At 60.6% G+C, this 15,519-nt stretch carries 17 protein-coding genes; 8 read left to right on the top strand and 9 right to left on the bottom strand.

The features are described from left to right. The first annotated feature begins 31 nt into the window (after positions 1-31). The 5 genes from AU182_RS02425 to AU182_RS02405 all read left to right on the top strand — a co-directional run bounded on the left by AU182_RS02425 (position 32) and on the right by AU182_RS02405 (position 2,945). Positions 32-640, top strand: coding sequence for an ACP phosphodiesterase (locus AU182_RS02425; RefSeq protein WP_066960120.1), 609 nt, complete (start codon positions 32-34; stop codon positions 638-640). A 4-nt stretch (positions 641-644) separates the two neighbouring features. Further along, positions 645-1,145, top strand: a complete 501-nt coding sequence (locus tag AU182_RS02420) for a disulfide bond formation protein B (protein ID WP_066960117.1) — start codon at positions 645-647, stop codon at positions 1,143-1,145. Positions 1,146-1,158: 13 nt separating this feature from the next. Continuing rightward, complete coding sequence (locus AU182_RS02415; RefSeq protein ID WP_066960114.1) at positions 1,159-1,557, top strand: CidA/LrgA family protein; 399 nt, start codon at positions 1,159-1,161, stop codon at positions 1,555-1,557. Beyond that, positions 1,547-2,293, top strand: coding sequence for an LrgB family protein (locus AU182_RS02410; protein WP_227718086.1), 747 nt, complete (start codon positions 1,547-1,549; stop codon positions 2,291-2,293). The genes AU182_RS02415 and AU182_RS02410 overlap by 11 nt, the downstream gene beginning before the upstream one ends. Positions 2,294-2,477: 184 nt before the next feature. Beyond that, a complete protein-coding gene (locus tag AU182_RS02405; protein ID WP_066960111.1) occupies positions 2,478-2,945 on the top strand; it encodes an Rsd/AlgQ family anti-sigma factor in 468 nt (155 codons plus the stop codon). Between the two features lie 80 nt (positions 2,946-3,025). On the opposite strand, the gene AU182_RS02400 is transcribed toward AU182_RS02405, so the two are convergent. Continuing rightward, complete coding sequence (locus AU182_RS02400) at positions 3,026-3,814, bottom strand: FKBP-type peptidyl-prolyl cis-trans isomerase (protein ID WP_066960108.1); 789 nt, start codon at positions 3,812-3,814, stop codon at positions 3,026-3,028. 482 nt (positions 3,815-4,296) lie between these two features. Between AU182_RS02400 and AU182_RS02390 the strand changes: the two genes are divergently transcribed. Continuing rightward, positions 4,297-5,295 (top strand): hypothetical protein, encoded by a 999-nt coding sequence (locus AU182_RS02390; RefSeq protein WP_066960102.1) that lies wholly within the window; start codon positions 4,297-4,299, stop codon positions 5,293-5,295. 1 nt (position 5,296) lies between these two features. Here AU182_RS02390 and AU182_RS02385 read toward each other — a convergent pair whose 3' ends face one another. Beyond that, complete coding sequence (locus AU182_RS02385) at positions 5,297-5,860, bottom strand: TIGR02444 family protein (RefSeq protein ID WP_227718085.1); 564 nt, start codon at positions 5,858-5,860, stop codon at positions 5,297-5,299. Positions 5,861-5,938: 78 nt separating this feature from the next. Between AU182_RS02385 and AU182_RS02380 the strand changes: the two genes are divergently transcribed. Further along, the gene (locus AU182_RS02380; RefSeq protein WP_066960099.1) at positions 5,939-7,855 is read left to right on the top strand and encodes an ATP-binding cassette domain-containing protein; all 1,917 of its coding nucleotides are present in this window, start codon (positions 5,939-5,941) and stop codon (positions 7,853-7,855) included. Positions 7,856-7,874: 19 nt separating this feature from the next. Here the strand turns inward: AU182_RS02380 and AU182_RS02375 are convergent, their stop codons facing one another. The 7 genes from AU182_RS02375 to ftsY all read right to left on the bottom strand — a co-directional run bounded on the left by AU182_RS02375 (position 7,875) and on the right by ftsY (position 14,617). Further along, on the bottom strand, positions 7,875-8,726 hold the full coding sequence (locus AU182_RS02375) for a porin family protein (RefSeq protein WP_066960096.1): 852 nt from the start codon (positions 8,724-8,726) through the stop codon (positions 7,875-7,877). 89 nt (positions 8,727-8,815) lie between these two features. After that, positions 8,816-9,553 (bottom strand): tRNA (guanosine(46)-N7)-methyltransferase TrmB, encoded by a 738-nt coding sequence (gene trmB / locus AU182_RS02370; RefSeq protein WP_066960093.1) that lies wholly within the window; start codon positions 9,551-9,553, stop codon positions 8,816-8,818. 213 nt (positions 9,554-9,766) lie between these two features. After that, complete coding sequence (locus AU182_RS02365; protein WP_066960090.1) at positions 9,767-10,144, bottom strand: DUF423 domain-containing protein; 378 nt, start codon at positions 10,142-10,144, stop codon at positions 9,767-9,769. A 268-nt stretch (positions 10,145-10,412) separates the two neighbouring features. Then, complete coding sequence (gene rpoH, locus AU182_RS02360) at positions 10,413-11,267, bottom strand: RNA polymerase sigma factor RpoH (RefSeq protein WP_066960087.1); 855 nt, start codon at positions 11,265-11,267, stop codon at positions 10,413-10,415. A gap of 299 nt (positions 11,268-11,566) precedes the next feature. Beyond that, on the bottom strand, positions 11,567-12,580 hold the full coding sequence (gene ftsX / locus AU182_RS02355; RefSeq protein ID WP_066962010.1) for a permease-like cell division protein FtsX: 1,014 nt from the start codon (positions 12,578-12,580) through the stop codon (positions 11,567-11,569). Continuing rightward, entirely contained in the window at positions 12,564-13,247 is a 684-nt protein-coding gene (ftsE, locus tag AU182_RS02350; protein ID WP_066962007.1) for a cell division ATP-binding protein FtsE, read from the bottom strand. Before ftsE ends, ftsX begins: the two co-directional genes overlap by 17 nt. 203 nt (positions 13,248-13,450) lie before the next feature. Then, positions 13,451-14,617 carry a signal recognition particle-docking protein FtsY gene (ftsY, locus tag AU182_RS02345; RefSeq protein WP_369802049.1) on the bottom strand — a complete coding sequence of 389 codons (1,167 nt, stop codon included), beginning with the start codon at positions 14,615-14,617 and terminating at the stop codon, positions 13,451-13,453. A 267-nt stretch (positions 14,618-14,884) separates the two neighbouring features. On the opposite strand from ftsY, the gene rsmD reads away from it, so the two are divergent. Continuing rightward, a complete protein-coding gene (rsmD, locus tag AU182_RS02340) occupies positions 14,885-15,481 on the top strand; it encodes a 16S rRNA (guanine(966)-N(2))-methyltransferase RsmD (RefSeq protein WP_066960082.1) in 597 nt (198 codons plus the stop codon). Positions 15,482-15,519: the final 38 nt, after the last annotated feature.

Below are 15,519 nucleotides of genomic sequence, written 5' to 3'. Positions count from 1 at the left end.
CCGCCACAGGATACGTTCGAGCCACTCAGGAATGAACTACTTGGCCCACTTGCTCCTCTCAGGCCCCGACCCGGACTGGCAACTGGGCGGGCTGCTCGGCGACTTCGTCAAGGGGCCCATGAAGGGCGAGCGCCCGCAGGCCATCGAAGACGGTATTCGCCTGCACCGCCGCATCGACCTGCTGAGCGACCAGCACCCTGCCTACCTCCGAGCACTTCGGCGGCTCGGGCCTGAATGGCGTCGCCTCGGCGGTATCGCCCTGGATATCTGGTTCGACCACTTACTCGCCCGCGACTGGCAACACTGGCATCCACAACCCCTCGAAACCTTTACCCACCACTGCTGGTCCAACTTTCGCGCGCGCCAGCCATGGATCCCGGAAAACGCACGGGCATTTATTCAAAGGGCCGAGCAATTTAAACTGCTACCCGGCTACCGCGAGGTAGCAGTTATCCAGCGCACCCTCGAACGGGTCGGAATGCGCCTGCGACGCCCCCAGCCACTGGCGGACGTGCTGCCGCTGCTGCGCGCCGATCGCCCGGCGCTGGAAACGGATTTTCAACAACTGTTTAGCGACCTGACACTCCAGGCCGAAGAATTCCGCCGACAGCTCGATCCGCGGACACCATCCGGACAATAAATTTATGACTCTGCCGACACCCCGCACCACCTTCCTGCTGATGTTTCTTGCCGTTATCTTCGTACTCGGTGTCGCCTTCTACATGGAATACATCATGGGGCTGGAACCCTGCCCGCTGTGTATTACCCAGCGCGTCATGTTCCTCGGTGTCGGCCTGATGTCACTGATCGCCTTTCTGCACAACCCCAGCGGTGCGAGCCAGATCGGCCGCCGGCTGTACGGCCTGCTGGTCTCGCTGTTCGCCATCGGCGGCCTGTATTTTTCCGGCCGTCAGCTGTGGCTGCAAAGCCTGCCGGAAGACCAGGTGCCGGCCTGCGGCCCGGGTATCAGCTACATGGTGGATGCATTCCCCATGGCCGAAGTCATCAAGACCCTGCTGACCGGTGACGGCAACTGCGCCGAAGTGCAGTGGACCATGCTCGGGCTCTCCATTGCTGGCTGGGCCGCGGTGGGCTTCGTCGGCCTGATCCTGTTCGGTGTGTGGCAGGCATTCCGCAAAAACTGAACCGGCGCACACCATGGCGCTCGCGAAGAAACCGCTCCGCTGGCTGCTGGGAGCAGGCCTGCTGCTGGCCTTTGACCTCGCCGGCCGCGGCCTGACCGCCGTTTTCGCACTGCCGGTGCCGGGCCCGGTGCTCGGCATGCTGCTCCTGCTGCTGTGCCTCATGCTGTACGGCGGTGTGCCGCGCGGGCTGGCAGAGGTGGCCGGGCAGATGTTGCGCTTCCTGGTCCTCATCCTGTTACCGGCGACGGTGGGCATCTACTTTTTACGCGACCTCTCCGGGGTCGACTGGGTCGCTCTGGTCGTGGCCATGGTGGTCGGCACACTGATCAGCTTCACCCTCACCGCATTATTGCTCAACAGCCTGATCGGTCGTATTGGCAACACGCGGGGCGAGAATACCCGTGTGGAGTGAGTGGCAACGCTGGATCGCACAACTGCAACAGGTGGCGAACGATTTCGCGGCGCCGTTCAGCGCAGCGCACCCGCTGGTGATCCTTCCCCTGAACCTGGTGTGTTTCTGGGCCGGGCTAAAAATCTATCGCCGCCTCGGCAGCCCACTGCTGCACCCGGTAGTGGGCGCCAGCCTGCTGGTATTCGCCGGGCTGGTATTGCTGGGTGTGGATTTCAGCGGCTATCAACGGGGCAGCGGCCTGCTGAATCTGCTGCTGGGGCCGGCGGTTGTGGCCCTGGCCATTCCACTCAAACAGAACCTCGCCGTGGTGCGTAAAGTCGGCTGGCCTTTACTACTGGGCCTGCTGGTTGGCGCAGTACTGGCACCAGTGATCGCGGTGCTCATCGCCCTGTTGCTCGGCGGCAGCAAAACGGTACTGATTGCGCTCACCACAAAATCGGTGACCACGCCGGTGGCGCTGGCACTCGCACAGGAAATGCACGGCATCCAAAGCCTGGCTGCGGGCGTGGTGGCCTTTACCGGCATTGTCGGCGCCGTATGCGGCCCGGGCCTGCTGCGGCGGCTGAGGATCACCGACGAGCGGGTGGTGGGGTTTTCCATGGGCATCAATGCCCACGCCATCGGCACCGTGCGCGCGCTGGAGATCAGCGCCCTGTGCGGCGCGTTTTCCGCCCTCGCCATGGGCCTGTGCGGGGCACTCACCGCGCTGCTGTTACCGCTCTTTGTGACCGCCTGAGGACTATCCGTCAGCACTCTCCGCCAGCACTCTCCGCTGGCGCAAAAAGTCCTCGCCTTCACGCGCCTGTCCTCCTGGCTCCCGCACCTTTCTGGCGCCTTTTTGCGGCCTGTTCCTTGCTCGCGGCGGCAGAAGCTTCTACATTCCTAAGAGCGGTTATAGATTCACAAAAGGAAACTTGGAGATGTTGGAAAACTGTAAAAATGCGCAGGAGCGCTGGGGTGGCGTGAGCCAGATTATTGACCGCTGGCTGCAATCCCGTCAGACGCTACTGGTGAGCTTTTGCCAGCTCTCGGACAAGAAGGCCTTCAACGATGGTGACCGGGAAGCCGGAGCCAATGTGCGCACCCTGTGCCAGCAGCTGGTGGACTATGTCTCCGCCGGACACTTCGAAGTCTATGATCAGCTTATTCAGGAGGGACAGGCGTTCGGGGATACCGAGGGCCTGCAGCAGGCCAAGGCGTTGTACCGGGAAATCGACGAGACCACCGATGTGGCTGTGGACTTCAATGACAAATATCTGGAGACCGACGACCTGACGTCGCTGCCCAAAGACCTCTCCGAGCTGGGCGTCGCCCTGGAAACCCGCTTCGCTGCAGAAGATCGCATGATCGACACCCTGCACACCGCGCACAAAAACCAGCTGGCGTGAATCGATCTTAAATTAAGAAAAGCAGACTGCATAAAAAAAGGGGCCGTTGGCCCCTTTTTTTATGCGCTGATTTGACCAGGTTATTCTGTACCCTGATCTTCCTCCGCTGCCTCTTTTTCCGCTGCCGGCGCATCGCTGTTAACGTCGGCCTTGTGCAGTTCCACTTCAAAAATCAACGTGGAGTTGGGGCCAATCAGGCCACCCGCGCCACCCGGGCCGTAGGCCAGGTCGGAGGGGATATACAGCTCCCACTTGGCGCCTTCCTTCATCAACTGCAGGGCTTCGGTCCAGCCCTTGATCACGCCATTCACCGGGAACTGAACCGGCTGGCCGTTTTTGTAGGAGCTGTCGAACTCGGTACCGTCGATCAGAGTTCCTTTGTAATCCACTTCGACCACGCTGGTTTCTGAGGGGCTGGCGCCAGAACCTTCAGTGATCACTTTGTACTGGAGACCGGAATCCGTGGTTTGAACACCGTCTTTCTTGGCATTCTCTTCCAGGAATTTTTTACCCTCTTCCATATTCTTGTCGGCGGAGGCTTTGAAGTCGGCTTCCTGCTTGGCCATCAGTTCTTTCTGCTTGGCCTGCATGCTCTCCTGGAACACTTGAATGACTTTTTGCTTTTCTTCTTCATTCAGGCGGGACTCGCGACCAGCGGCCACATCATTCAGCGCCATGGCAACAATGGCCGGGTCCAGGCTAACGTCCTGGCTTTTCAGGCGGTTCGCCATATCTTCGGCAATGATGTAGCTGACCTTCTGCTCCTGGGACTCGAGCGCGATATCGGCAGAGCCTGCAGGCTCCTGTTTGTTACAGCCAGCCAGTGCAATACCCAGTGCAACCGCAGCGGCCAAGGAAGTTTTATTCATGAGAATGGTCTCTTTATTTCCGTGAAGCATTTATTCATAGGAGCAGGGTTTCCCCTTCTCTGCTGTTGTACACCCGAACCGCCACACACTTTGTGCGATAGATCACACTGCCGCGGGCCTGGCCAGCGTCAGGCAAGTCTAACCTATGCAGGTTAGCGCTGCACACTGCCCGCTGGGACCATACATAGCGCCATTCGTTTCATCTTGCGTTGACTCGTTCCATCAGCAATGGATCATCACGCACAAGGTGTGCGACCAACCGCAGAAGACCGTTTTCAGTGTGGCGCTGCAAATGGGCATAGAAAAAGCCTGCATCATTCTGCGTGCAGGGATGCACTTCGCAAATAACAGCGCTATTATCAGCGTTCTACCCTGAACTTTATTCTCCCGCAGAGAGGTGATTCTGCGCTACAAATGGGAGAGTTCCGGGGGCTCTTTTCGAACCGATACCCACAACCGTTTCAACTGCAGGATCTCAACTCATGGCCGCCAAACGCAAAGCCGCTGTATCCATTGCCGATCTCGAAAAACAGATCGCCAAGATCACCACTCAACTCGACAAGGCTCGGGCCAAGGATGCGGCCGATGCCGAAAAAGCCCTCAAAAAAGCCACTACCGCAGCGAACAAGGCGCAGGCCCAGGTGAAGCAGGCCAAAGCTAAACTGGCGACTGCACGCACTGCGGCAGGCAAGGCAAAGACTCCCGCAGCGAAAACTTCAGCCAAGAAGAAGGTCGATGCAGCCAAGGCAGCCGTAGCCAAGGTTGAGAAAGTCGCCAAGGACACAGCCAAGACCTTAAGCGAATCCAAAGCGGCCGCCACCGCTGCCAAGCTCGCCGACAAGACCGCACAAACCATCAAGAAAGCGGGTGAGGCAGCGGCGAAGAAAATCCAGGCTGCAACCAAAAAGAAGAAGACCGCTGGCAAGAAGGTAACGGCAAAAAAATCGGCAACCAAGAAGACCGCCGCCAAAACCACCGCCGCCAAGCCCGCCGACAAGAAAAAGGCCGCAAGCAAAAAAGCCGCACCGAAGCAGAGCGCCGCAAAGAAAGCTACGACCAAGAAGGCCGCCATCAAGAAGGCACCCGCGAAAAAAGCGGCAGCTGACAAACCGGCCGCCAAGCCAGCGACCACAAAAAAGGCCACCGCTAAAAAGGCTGCCACCAAAAAATCGGCGCCCAAGAAAGCAGCCGCAAAAGATGTGAAGGCGGCGAAGGCCAACGGCAGCACGCCGGCCGCAGCACCCCAGCAGGAGCCGGCGAAAAAGCCTCAGGACAAGCCGGCAGCAGCACCAGCTTCTGCGAAAACGCCCGAACCCATCATGGGGAAAACCTCAGAGCCCAAGCCCCTGGTACCGGAATCAAGCCCGGCGGCAGTAACACCGGTAACGCCGACCATCACCCCAAGCACACCGGCCAAGAGCCTGTTTTCCACTGAGGAAAACCCGCATTACGGCCCGGAAGAGCACAAGCACAAGCACTGAGTCAGGGTGCCGCACCCGGCTCCGGTGAGCCACCCCGGGGATGCTCGCCGCTAGCGGCCGCACTTTCCAGCGCGGCTGCGCCCCCGGTACTGTAGGCATCGATCAGGCCCGCCCAGCGGGCCTGATCTTTTTGCAGCAACCCATATTGTTGTCCTGCCAGCTCCAGCGGGGATCGGGTTTCCGGCCAACTCTCGCTATTCAGCTTCCACAACGCCGCGATCTGCCGTTGCTCCATACGCAACTCGCACCGCTTGCACCAGGCATACAAGCCGGTGTGCTTTTTGATCCGGCCCAGTAGTCGGCGCAGGTGACGCACACTGGTGATCATCCGCCTGCGTGGCGCAAGGCCGCGATCCGCTACCCGCCAGCTTTCCTCGCTCAACTGTCGCCCGCACGCACTGGTATAGCTCGCCCACAGCAGCAGACAGACATCCGCACCGCGGGTGTCCTGACACTCCAGCAGGAAGTCCGCCACGTGCGGCTGCTGGTAGAACTCAAGGCTGAATTGCCACAGTGGATTTTGCAGCGGAGACGGCGGCGCTGATGGAGGTGCGGTTTCTGTCACGGTAGAATCCCGGCGGTTTGTTATAGCCGATAGCTTAGCAGGCTGCTAAATACCCCGGCGAACTCCAAGAGGTTTCCATTGATTAATCTGCAAGGCGTATCGCTGCAGGTGGGCGGACGGGATCTGCTCAACAACGCCAGCTGCCGCATCTTCCCCGGTCACAAGGTGGGCGTCATCGGCGCCAACGGCTGCGGCAAGTCCACCCTGTTCAAAATGCTACTGAAGCAACAGGAGAGTGACGCCGGCACCATCGAGGTGCCCGCAGGCTGGGAAGTGGCGCACATGGCCCAGGAAGTCTCCGCCACCGATCAGAGCGCGCTGGACTATGCACTGGACGGCGACCACCGCCTGCGCGACCTGCAACGGGCACTGGATGCCGCCGAAGCCGACGGTACCGACGGCAAGCGCATTGCCGAGCTGCACGAGCAGATGGCGGCGATCGATGGCTACAGTGGCCCGGCCCGTGCCGCGCAACTGCTGGACGGGCTCGGCTTCTCCCACACCGAGCAACAGCGCCCGGTAAAGAGTTTCTCCGGTGGCTGGCGTATTCGCCTCAATCTGGCGCGCGCACTGATGTGCCCCGCAGACCTGCTGCTGCTCGACGAACCCACCAACCACCTGGACCTCGATGCCACCCTGTGGCTGGAGCAGTGGCTGCAGCGCTTTCCCGGCACCCTGCTGATCATTTCCCACGACCGGGATTTTCTCGATGCGGTGGTAGACGGCATCATCAGTTTCGAGCAACAGGACCTGGTGCTCTACAGCGGCAACTACACCGCGTTCGAACGGGCCCGCGCAGAACGCCTGGCGCAACAGCAGGTGCAATACGAGAAACAGCAGGCGCAGCGGGCACACATGGAAGACTTTGTGCGTCGCTTCCGGGCCAAGGCCACCAAGGCCAAACAGGCCCAAAGTCGCCTCAAGGCACTGGACCGTATGGCGGAGATCGCGCCCGCCCACGTGGACTCCCCGTTCCGCTTTCGCCTGCCCTGCGCCGACAAGGTGTCCAACCCGTTGATCGACCTACGTGAGGCGGAGATCGGCTACCCCGGCAAAACCATTCTGCCGAACGTCGAGCTCGGCATTCAGCCCGGCCGCCGCATCGGCCTGCTGGGCCCCAACGGTGCCGGCAAGTCCTCGCTGATCAAGACCCTCGCCGGCGAGCTGCCGCTGCTGTCCGGGGTGCGCCAGTGCGGTGAGCACCTGAAAATCGGTTACTTTGCCCAGCACCAGCTCGAAGCGCTGGACACCAACGCGTCGCCGCTGCTGCATCTGCAGCGGCTCTCTCCCCTTGCCAGCGAACAGCAGCTGCGGGATTTCCTTGGCGGCTACGGCTTTTTTGGCGACCGGGTGTTCGAACCGGTAAAAGGCTTTTCCGGCGGTGAGAAGGCGCGGGTGGCGCTGGCACTGCTCGCCTGGGAGAAACCGAACCTGTTGCTGCTGGACGAACCAACCAACCACCTGGACCTGGAAATGCGGCATGCGCTCACCCTGGCGCTGGCGGAATTCCCCGGTGCCATGCTGCTGGTGTCCCACGATCGCCACCTGCTGGCGAATACCACCGACGAATTCATCCTCGTGGCCGACGGCCGTGCCGAGCCCTACGACGGCGATCTGGAGGATTACAAACAGTGGCTGCTGTCGTTCAAGCGCGACGAAAAGCGCCGCCAGGAAAGCGATTCCGATGCCGCACAGTCGGCCGACAAGCCCGTCGAAGACAAGAAGGCCCAGCGCCGTGCCGCGGCCGCTCTGCGGGAACAGCTGAAGCCGCTCACCAACAAGCTGAAAAGCATCGAGCAGAAAATGGCGAAGGCGGAACAGGAACTGGCCACCCTGGAAACCCGGCTGGCAGATGAGGACCTTTACGCGGGCGGGCAGCAGGATGAAATTGCGCGCCTGACCAAAGCCCAGGGCGAGGCGCGGGAATCACTGGAGGAGTTGGAGATGGCGTGGCTGGAGGTATCGGAACAATTGGAGCAGGCACGCGGCGACTGACTGGGGCCTGTCTCGCAGCTCACTTGGAGAAGTCACCGGGGTCGTAGTCCTCCAGCGGGCAGCCGTCTTCATTCACCGCCACGCCCATGGGTGTTCCCGGGCACTGGTCGAGGTAGTCCGGCACACCATCGCCGTCGCTGTCCACCGGGCAGCCGCGCATGTCCACATCAATACCCGGCGGTGTTTGCGGGCACTGGTCAATGTTGCTGTAAATACCGTCGCCATCCCAGTCACGCGGCACCACCTCGTCTTGCCACTGGTAGCCAATGGCGAAGCTCAAGAAGCCATCCATGCCACCTTCCTCGACCCCCTGGAAACCACGCAGATCCCCGCGCACCTGCCAGCGCGGTGCGAGCTGGTATTTGATACCGGCACCGAAGTTGACCATCGTCTGACGCTGGTGCCAGTTGTCCGGATAACTGAAAGAATCCTCGTCCACCCGCAATTCACCGGCACCGAACACCACATAGGGCTGCCACAGGTAATTGCCACAGAACTGCCCGCCAAACTGGTACATGAGGTCGAGGTGATAGTTCTGTACCGCAACGTCTTCGCGGACATCTTTCAGGTCAGCACTGAAGTAATCAAACACCCCCTCGATGGCCCAGCGGTCGGTGATGTTGTAGCCGAAACCAATACCGCCACCGGAACTGTCTTGCAGCTCCTCAAGAAAATACGGGGTGCCCGAGAGGCGCTCTTCATCGAACCAGTATTGGCCACCGTTGAGATGGAGGGTGAGGGTGCCTTCATTGTCGGCGAGAGCCGGGGCACTGATGAGCGCCAGGCAGCTGCCGAGCACCAGGTTACGCTGGCAGTGACGCCGAATACGGCTGCACAGGTGTTTCAGGGCGGGGGCGGGGCTTGTTGTCATTGTTGCTCCGGAGCATCCATTTACCGGTAGACAGAAGATAGCACAGTGGGCCGGGCGCCCCTGTTGGAGGCGCCCGGCCAAGGGGTGGTTTATTTGCGCTGGTACAGCAGGTCCCACACTCCGTGCCCCAGGCGTTCGCCGCGGCGTTCAAACTTGGTCTGCGGGCGGAAGGCCGGGCGCGGGGCATAATTGCCCTTGCCGGCGGTGTTTTCCAGCAGCTCTTCCGCTTCAAGCACTTCGAGCATCTGCTCGGCGTAGTTTTCCCAGTCCGTGGCCATGTGCATCAGGCCACCGGGTTTCAGTTTGCTGCACAGCAGTTTTACAAACTCTGGCTGCACGATGCGACGTTTGTTGTGTTTTTTCTTGTGCCAGGGATCGGGGAAATACAGCTGGAAGCGATCGAGGCTGGCATCTGGAATACAGTCGTTCAATACATCGATGGCATCGGCCATGTACACGCGCAGGTTTTTGACGTCGGCTTTACCGGCGTTGTTGATCAGTCGGCCAACACCGGGCGGGTGGACTTCGATGCCGATAAAGTCCTTATCCGTTTCGGCTTCGGTCATTTCCAGCAGGGAGTCGCCCATGCCAAAGCCGATTTCCAGTACCACTGGGGCTTCGCGGCCAAAAATTTCTTGCGGCTCGATGGCGCCATCGTACAGGGACAGGCCAAACGGGCCCCAGTAATTATCGAAAGCCTTGCGCTGACCTTCGGTCATGCGGCCGCCGCGAATCACGTAGCTGCGGATGGATTTCTTTTTGAATTCGGTGCGGTAGGGGAAGTCTTCTTCCTCGTTACCTGCCTCGTTGTTTGGTTCTTCTTGCATCTTAGCTTGGTTACCTCTTTGCCCCGGAGCACCGATCTTGTGTGCTTCGTAGCTCTTTCTGTGGCGGCCAATCACCGGGTGTCTGTTTTCGGAACCGCTGTAAACCCATCCCTGGGCGCTGCGGCGCAAACATCCTGTTTGCGACGCTTCCGAAAACAGACACCCGGCACTTGGCCTTCGATTCGTAGTTTTTTGCTTCGTAGTTGCCAGTGCTTACTTTGTATAGCCGAGTGCGCCGATAAACAGTGCGATCCAGCCGCCGATCAGCAGGGTGCCGCCCAGTGGTGTGATTGGCCCCAGAATTCTTGGGCCCCCAAACGTCAGACCGTAAAGGCTGCCGGAGAAAAACAGGATGCCGATGGCAAACAGGGCACCGCTTACCACCAGCGAGGTTTTTGCGCCGATCTGATGAATCAGCACAGCTACGGCGATCAGCGCCAGGGCGTGAATCATCTGGTAGTGCACACCGGTTTTGTAGGCTTCTAACAGGTTTTCTGCGACTTTATCGCGCAAACCATGCGCACCAAATGCCCCGAGAATAACGCCGGTACCACCAAAAAAAGTGGCGAGCAGCAAATACAATTTAGCCATATCTAATCCTTTCTAACTTGGCTTACGAAGCAGTTTGGTTCAATACGAAGGGGGAGCACTGGGTGCGGGTTTTCAGAAGCGTCGCAAACAGGAAGTTTGCGCCGCAACGCCCAGGGATGGGTTCACAGTGGTTCTGAAAACCCGTACCCAGTGATCCCCCGCCACCGGGCCAGCTTCAAAGCAAATACCACGGACCCAAAACCCCGCACCACATACGAAAAAACCGCGCCAGTAGCGCGGTTCTTGAATCCGGTCGGTGAGAGGGCTATCAGGCCTCCATCGCCACCCGGACTTTTTTCATGGCGTTCTTTTCAAGCTGGCGGATACGTTCCGCAGATACGCCGTATTTATCGGCCAGCTCGTGCAACGTCGCCTTGGACTCGCTCAACCAGCGCGCCTCGATGATATCGCGGCTGCGGTCATCCAGTTGCTCCATCGCCATGGTCAGATTATTAACGCTGGTTTCCTGCCAGTTATCGTTTTCCAGCATGGTGGCTGGATCGTAACGGCGATCTTCCAGGTAATGCGCCGGAGCCTGCCACGCGGAATCTTCGTCGTCGTCCACGCCGGCATCAAAGGCCGCATCGTGGGCCGAGAGACGGCCTTCCATATCGTGTACATGCTGCACATCCACGTTCAGCTCCGCGGCAACGCGCTTGGCTTCATCGCTGGTCAACCACGCCAGTTTCTTCTTCTGGCCACGCAGGTTGAAGAACAACTTGCGCTGCGCCTTGGTGGTGGCGATTTTGACGATACGCCAGTTGCGCAGGATGAACTCGTGAATCTCCGCCTTGATCCAGTGCACCGCGAAGGACACCAGACGCACACCCTTTTCCGGGTTGAAACGCTTCACCGCCTTCATCAGGCCAACGTTACCTTCCTGGATCAGGTCGCCCTGGTTCAGGCCGTAACCGGAGTAGGATTTGGCGATGTGCACAACAAAGCGCAGGTGAGACATGACCAGCTGGCGGGCTGCCTCAAGGTTTTCGTGATAGTAGAGGTCCTCCGCCAGCTTCTTTTCTTCCTCGGCGGAAAGTACCTCGAAGCCACTCACTGTCTGGATATAGGCGTTCAGGTTGGCGCCCGGCGACAGTGTATGGATCGGCTGTAAACTGGTTCCCATTCAGGATTCTCCTCGTAACTCGCTATTGCCCCGCTTGGCACTTGCTGCCCGGACTATTACTTACCGGGACCAGTAGTTTGCGGCGGCTTGTTCTTCCGGCCCTGGGCTGATCAGCCCTCAAGCGGCACCGGCAGAACAAAGTTGGCCACAGTGTAGCACCCGCAACAGGAAATGGAACCCCGTGCGAGGCGGGCCGGCAAACCGCGCCAGCCCTTGATTTCCGGGTGATTAGAGCAGTTATCCACAGGGGAAGTTCCGCGGTGGCGGGAGGGCTTTACCATTCTTGACTGACCATGAGGTCAGCGTGGCTGAATCGCCGAAATATGCCGTGCCACCGCCAGCCAGGCACCCGTAAGACCCAGCAGGGCAGCCCCGCCACCAAGCCCCACCAGATAAGGGAATCCCGGCCCTTCGAGCCGGAAGCCACTGCCGTAAAGATTCGCCAGCCCGCGCACCGGCCCCGCCAGCAACCAGACCCCGAAACTCACCAGCAGCCAGGCGATCAGGCCGCCCACCAGCCCGTACACCAGCCCGGTATACAGGAAGGGGCGGCGCACGAAGGCGTCCGTAGCACCGACCAGCTTCACCACCAGAATCTCGTCCCGCCGGTTTTCAATGTGCAGGCGAATGCTGTTCACCACCACCAACAGCACCCCCAGCGCCAGCAAAAACGCCAGCCCCAGGCTCATGCGCCGACCCAGCTCGGTCAGGTTCGCCAGCCGCTGCACCCAGGCCATATCCAGTACCACCGAGTCCGTCAGTGCACTCTCGCGCAACTGCGCGGCAAGCGACTCCAGTGACGCGCTATCGGAACCCTGCGGCCGCACCAGCAACACCGCCGGTAACGGATTACTGTCCATACCCAGCAGCGCATCCCCGAGCCCCGAGGACTGCTGGAACTCCGCCAGCGCCTGCTCCGGGGAAATGTACGTCACATCCGCCACCAGCGGATCACCGCGCAAATCGTCCGCAAAGGATGTCACCGCCTGCTCCTTGGCGCGCTTGTGCAGGAACACCGAAATCTGCGGCTGCCCATCCCAACCGGCCACCGCCTTCTGGAAGTTGTTCAGCCCCAGCTGCAACGCCGCCGGCAGCGCCAGCGCAATGGCGATCACCAGCGCGGTCATGAAACTGGACATGGGGGACGCGAAAAAGCGCACCCAGGACTCCCGCCACATCTCGCGGTGGTGATCCAGCCAGCTGCTGAAACGATCACCGGCACCGGTACGCGCGGCAACCGCGCCGGCCGAGCGCGTGCGCTCGACGGCTGGGGAGGCAGCGCGGGATGAAGAGGGCTTAGTACGCTGGTTCACGGCTCGGGTATCCATCGTAAATGAGTTGTCCCTGCTGCAGGGTCAGCACCCGCTGGCGCATGCGGGCAATCAGCTCCAGGTCATGGCTCGCGATCAACACCGTGGTACCCACGGCATTGAACTGGCGGAACAACCCCATAATTTCTTCCGACAGCTTCGGGTCCAGGTTACCGGTGGGCTCATCTGCCACCAGTAGCGCCGGCTTGTTCACCACCGCCCGCGCAATCCCCACCCGCTGCTGCTCACCACCGGAGAGCACCATCGGGTTCTGCTTCTCCTTGTGCAACAACCCCACCTTATCCAGCGCCGCCCGCACCCGCCGGCCCACCTCGCGCTTGCTGCAGCCCGACACCGACAAAGGCAGGGCCACGTTGTCGAAGACACTGCGGTCAAACAGCAGCTGATGGTTCTGGAAGACGATGCCGAGATTGCGGCGATAGTAGGGGATCTGGCTGTTGCGCAGCCGGTTGAGGTTCTGGCCACCGACAATGATGTTGCCGCGGGTCGGGCGCTCGATGGCGGTGAGCAGTTTGAGCAGGGTACTTTTGCCCGCGCCGGAATGGCCGGTGAGGAACACCATCTCCGCGCGGTCGATTTCCAGGCTGACACGCCCCAGCGCATCCTGGCCGGACTCGTAGCGTTTGTTGACGTTATCAAACTGGATCATGGGCGCATTTTTGTTGTTTTTAGTTTGTTCGAGAGCGCGTTTAGTGCACTTCGGTTTAATGCGAAGGCGCTGATAGCGGGTATAGCCTTGCAAGACCTTCCGCGAGAGGGACCTCGCGGAAGAGCCCCCTGGGATGGGTTTACGGCGCGTCTTGCAAGGCTATACCCGCTAGCAGCGCCGCCACCTAGTTTATTCCAGCGCTATCAACCCTGAGCGCGATTAAACAGCGCCGCCACAAAGTCCTTCGCCACAAACGGCTGCAAGTCCTCTGCCTGCTCCCCGACGCCAATAAAGCGTACCGGAATCCCCAGCTTCTGCGCCAGCGCGAAAATCACCCCGCCCTTGGCCGTGCCATCCAGCTTGGTCAGCACCAGCCCCGTCACGCCCGCGGAGTCGCGGAAGGTCTCCGCCTGTGACAGTGCATTCTGGCCGGTGCCTGCATCCAGCACCAGTAGCACCTCGTGGGGCGCCGAGCCGTCCAGCTTGCCCATCACCCGGCGCACCTTGGACAATTCTTCCATCAAGTTGGCCTTGTTGTGCAGGCGCCCGGCGGTATCCGCAATCACCACGTCCACACCGCGGGACTGCGCCGACTGAATCGCATCAAAAATCACCGAGGCGCTGTCCGCACCGGTGTGCTGCGCCACCACCGGCACATCGTGGCGCTGGCCCCACACCTGCAACTGCTCCACCGCCGCCGCGCGGAACGTATCCCCCGCCGCCAGCATCACCGACTTACCCTCATTCAGGAAGCGGTGCGCCAGCTTGCCAATAGTGGTGGTCTTGCCCACACCGTTGACCCCCACCACCAGAATGACAAACGGCTGCTTGGCCAGGTCGATCGCAAGTGGCGCTTCCACCTTGTCCAGCAACCCCGCCAGTTCTTCCTGCAGCGCCTTGTACAGCGCCTCACCATTGGACAGCTCGCGACGGGACACGCGGTCGGTCAGGCGGTCGATAATTTCGGTGGTGGCATCTAAGCCTACATCCGCCATCAGCAGCTGGGTCTCCAGCTCCTCCATCAACTCTTCATCAATCTCCTTGGCACCCAGGAACAGATTCCCCATGCCCTCGGCAAACTGGCTGCTGGTGCGGGAGAGGCCACGACGAATACGGGCAAAAAACCCTTCTTTCCTGGGTTTTTCCTGCGTCTCTGGCTGGAGGGCGGACTCCGCTGCCTCTTGGGTTTGCGGTGCTTTTGGTGCTTTTGGTGCTTTTGGTGCTTTTGGTGCTTCCGCCTCTGCGGCAACCGCTGCCGCCGGATCGAACCCGGATTCCGGAGCCTCTTCGACAGAGAGCGTTTCCTCCGCCGACGGGGATGCTTCCGGCGCAGCCGCATCCGCGTGTTCGGGACCGCTGTCGGCCCGCAGATTCTCCGGGATTACCAGTTCCGGCTCGTCAGCTGCCGGCGCAGGGGCCGCGTCCTCGCGCTCTTTGCTGGGTTCGTCCGCCTCGGGCTTGTTCTTACGCAGGAAATCAAAAATCATCGGGTGTGCGTTCTTTGACTGGAGAAACGGTAGATAAAGAGGTCACCGGCAGCGGCTGGCGGCCAGTGGCAGAAAGGCGCTAATCTTAGCACCGCTGACTGTTTCGCACACAGAGATGACCGCCTTAATTTCCCACCGACCGGATACCAAATGTCCAGAAACCGCCGCCCACGCACCGACCAGCGCGCCAAACCCGCCGCCACTTCGCACCTGCGTATCATTGGTGGACGCTGGCGCGGGCGCAAAGTCCCCTTTGCGCCCATCGAAGGCCTGCGCCCCACCGGTGACCGGCTGCGCGAGACCCTGTTCAACTGGCTGCAGTTTCACCTGCAAGGCGCCCGCTGCCTGGACCTGTTCGCAGGCTCCGGAGCCCTTGGCCTGGAGGCCCTGAGCCGGGGCGCTGCTGCGGTGGACTTTGTGGAAATGGACCGGGGCGCCGCCAGCATGTTGCGCCAGCAACTGGACCTGCTGCAGGCCGAGGGGGCGCAGGTACACAACTGTCCGGCGGGGGTGTTTCTGAGCCAACCGGCGACGGCCTACGACGTGATTTTCGTGGACCCACCGTTTGCCGGCGACCTGTGGCAGCAAACCCTCACTGGCCTGCTGGACGCGGGCTGCATCGGTGAACACACCCTGATCTATGTGGAATCGCCGCGCACTACGCCCATTACCGCACCCGCGGGCTGGCAACTGGAAAAGGAAAAACAGGCCGGACAGGTCTGTATGCGGCTATTTAGCGCCTGTTAGCGGCTGACTTGCCGCCTGAATGTACCGCCTGCCCCCCG

Origin of the sequence: Microbulbifer sp. Q7 (genome assembly GCF_001639145.1) — a bacterium.
GTDB lineage: Bacteria > Pseudomonadota > Gammaproteobacteria > Pseudomonadales > Cellvibrionaceae > Microbulbifer.
Note: the sequence above shows the minus strand (reverse complement) of the source record. Positions and strands in the feature narration are given on the sequence as shown.

Bases quoted from the DNA above. Each gene is read 5' to 3' on its own strand.
- rpoH (WP_066960087.1), bottom strand. From the start codon at position 11,267: ATGGGAACCAGTTTACAGCCGATCCATACACTGTCGCCGGGCGCCAAC.
- AU182_RS02415 (WP_066960114.1), top strand. From the start codon at position 1,159: ATGGCGCTCGCGAAGAAACCGCTCCGCTGGCTGCTGGGAGCAGGCCTG.
- AU182_RS02420 (WP_066960117.1), top strand. From the start codon at position 645: ATGACTCTGCCGACACCCCGCACCACCTTCCTGCTGATGTTTCTTGCC.
- AU182_RS02375 (WP_066960096.1), bottom strand. From the start codon at position 8,726: ATGACAACAAGCCCCGCCCCCGCCCTGAAACACCTGTGCAGCCGTATT.
- AU182_RS02425 (WP_066960120.1), top strand. From the start codon at position 32: ATGAACTACTTGGCCCACTTGCTCCTCTCAGGCCCCGACCCGGACTGG.
- trmB (WP_066960093.1), bottom strand. From the start codon at position 9,553: ATGCAAGAAGAACCAAACAACGAGGCAGGTAACGAGGAAGAAGACTTC.
- rsmD (WP_066960082.1), top strand. From the start codon at position 14,885: ATGTCCAGAAACCGCCGCCCACGCACCGACCAGCGCGCCAAACCCGCC.
- ftsE (WP_066962007.1), bottom strand. From the start codon at position 13,247: ATGATCCAGTTTGATAACGTCAACAAACGCTACGAGTCCGGCCAGGAT.
- AU182_RS02390 (WP_066960102.1), top strand. From the start codon at position 4,297: ATGGCCGCCAAACGCAAAGCCGCTGTATCCATTGCCGATCTCGAAAAA.
- AU182_RS02365 (WP_066960090.1), bottom strand. From the start codon at position 10,144: ATGGCTAAATTGTATTTGCTGCTCGCCACTTTTTTTGGTGGTACCGGC.
- AU182_RS02400 (WP_066960108.1), bottom strand. From the start codon at position 3,814: ATGAATAAAACTTCCTTGGCCGCTGCGGTTGCACTGGGTATTGCACTG.
- AU182_RS02405 (WP_066960111.1), top strand. From the start codon at position 2,478: ATGTTGGAAAACTGTAAAAATGCGCAGGAGCGCTGGGGTGGCGTGAGC.